The sequence below is a fragment of the Candidatus Cloacimonadota bacterium genome, assembly GCA_012522635.1.
In the GTDB taxonomy this organism is placed as follows: Bacteria; Cloacimonadota; Cloacimonadia; order Cloacimonadales; family Cloacimonadaceae; genus Syntrophosphaera.
In genome coordinates, this window is sequence record JAAYKA010000135.1 from 1 (window position 1) to 2,483 (window position 2,483).

At 49.8% G+C, this 2,483-nt stretch carries 2 protein-coding genes; one reads left to right on the forward strand and one right to left on the reverse strand.

Translation table 11 applies throughout. The features are described from left to right. Positions 1–99 precede the first annotated feature (99 nt). On the forward strand, positions 100–1,989 hold the full coding sequence (gene sppA, locus GX135_07125; GenBank protein NLN85855.1) for a signal peptide peptidase SppA: 1,890 nt from the start codon (positions 100–102) through the stop codon (positions 1,987–1,989). A gap of 195 nt (positions 1,990–2,184) precedes the next feature. Here the strand turns inward: sppA and GX135_07130 are convergent. Continuing rightward, the coding region (locus GX135_07130) for a hypothetical protein (GenBank protein ID NLN85856.1) at positions 2,185–2,483 on the reverse strand (299 nt) is incomplete at its 5' end.

Sequence of the window (2,483 nt, forward strand, 5' to 3'; positions counted from 1 at the left end):
GTTGACAATCATTCTCCCGCTTATCACGCCGGGCTTTCCCTGCGTCCGCTGGCTTTTGTGAATCCCAGGCTGGAACAGCGTTTGGAGCTGAGCGCGGACATGGATTATGACAAGGATGACGGCTCCTACGGCGTTAACGACCTCAGCGTTGGCATCCAAACCAGACTTTTGGATGGTTTAAACATCGGCGGTGGCTACAATTTCGACAAAAAAACCGCCATGCTGAATTTCAGCCTCAGCCTCAATAAAACCGAGCTGGGCACGCTTTCGCAAATCCAGAGCGGAAGCAAAGGAAATCTGGCGCCATATATCCATCTGTCAGACAATATGTTCCGTCCCTTTTTGGGCTTGAAAAAATCCCAGTGGTATGACATGAAGCTGTCCGGCACGGTGAAAACCTATGTGGAGCCAAAATTTTCCCTGGGGAATATCAGAGTCATGGATTCGAGTACGAAAAGCATCGAAACTATAATCCAGGACGTGAAGCGGGCAAAAGACGATGAAAGCGTGAAGGGTATCCTGTTCAAAAATCCCAGTTTCAGCACTTCCTACGCGCTTTTGCAGGAATTCAGCGCCGCGCTGGAGGATTTTAAAACCAGCGGAAAAAAGATTAGTTTCTATTATAACAACATCAGCAACGGCAGCTATATGTTTGCCGCCTCCGTGGCTGACGCCATCTATCTGAACCCTCTGGGAATGTTGGATTTGCATGGAATGTCGGTCGACAGTCCCTATTTTGCCGAACTTTTGGACAAGGTGGGTGTGGACGTGTTGAATTTCCGCAGCCACAAATATAAAAACGCTGGCAACATGTTTTCGGAAAGCGAAATGACCGAGGCGGAGCGCGAATCCTACGACACTCTGCTGGAAAGCATTTTCAGCCAGATGGTTGCTGGCGTGGAAGCTGGTCGTGGCGAAAAACTTGCCGAGCCTTTCACCCAGCTCGTTGACGAAGGACCCTACTTTTTGGCCACAGACGCTCTGGACGCCGGATTGATTGATAAAATCATCTATGAAGACGAGTTGGAAAGAACCTTGAAGGCGGATTTTGGCTTCAAAAAAACCCGCAAAAAGGTTCATAATTATGTGGATTACACCTGGCACAAGCCGCGTGAAACCATGATTGCGGTGATTTATGCCCAGGGTGATATCGTGATGGGAAAAGGTGAGCCGGGCAAAAAGATTGCCCACGAAAACACCGTGAAATTAATCCGCGAAGCCCGCAAAAACCCACTTTACAAAGGCATCATTCTGAGAGTGGACAGCGGCGGCGGCTCTGCCCAGGCTTCGGATGTCATTTTGCGTGAGCTTGAACTGGCGCAGTGGGAAAACTTCAAGCCTGTGGTGGTTTCCATGGCTGGAGCTGCGGCTTCCGGTGGATACTATATTTCCTGCGGAGCAAACCACATCGTTGCTGATCCCGCTACGCTTACAGGCTCCATCGGGGTGGTTGGTTTGATGTTCACATTCCCGCGCCTCTATGAAAAACTGGGCGTAAACTGGAGCACCGTGAAAAAAGGCGCCAATTCAGATTTTGGAGCCAATCACCGCACCTGGAGCGACGAAGAAGTCCAGCGCATGGAACATTACATTGAATCAGCTTATGAGGAATTCGTTGGCAAGGTGGATAGAGGACGCAAAAACTTGAGCTACGATGAAATCCACGAAATCGCGCAGGGACGGGTTTGGACTGGAGAACAAGCCCTTGAAAACGGGCTGGTGGACGAGCTTGGCGGCCTGGATACCGCGGTTGAAGCAATGCGCAGAATTGCCCACATCAAAGGTGATATCAAGCTCGTGGATGCCACAACCTCCAAAAAAGGAATGCAGGTGACCATGAAGGCCAACCCGCTGGAAGCCAGTTTGCAGGAAGATTTCCTCGGCGAAATTTTGGACGATTATATCCGCGCTTACGAATTGTGGCGCGATTTTGGCAATGAAAAAACCCTGATGCTCAGCCCAATTGAAACAAAAGATTTGAAATTCTAAGCTGAGTAATCTCAATATTGACGCGGCCTGGATTGATTTCGGGCCGCTTCTTTTTCCCCCTCCCGCTTGCGAAAATAAGCTGAAACCAGCTTCGCTCTAAACTCGAAAATGTGATTTGAATTCTTGATACTCGACAACAGTCCGACCACGGACGGGCATCCGGGGAGGGCGATTCGTGGGAGCGTGGAGTTGGACTTAAGAGCGAGGCAGGGTTCTGGCTTTCCTGGCGACAGCAATCAAGCCTGTTCCGCTGTGGTTTTCGCGTTTCATATCCGCGCGCATCATAAGTTCCGCGATGGGGAAGACCGCCAGATACCAAAAAGGCAAAAACGCCAAGAAAATCCTGCTTTTATCCAACAGCGACAGTGGATATTTCATCAAAAGCCGCCAGGAAAGGCTGCCCCAGGTTCCATAGCTGTGAATTAGTTTTTCCACCTCAAATCCGCTGTTAATCAGCTTTTCCTGTAAATCCTGTTTTGAATAGCCAGGGCGGA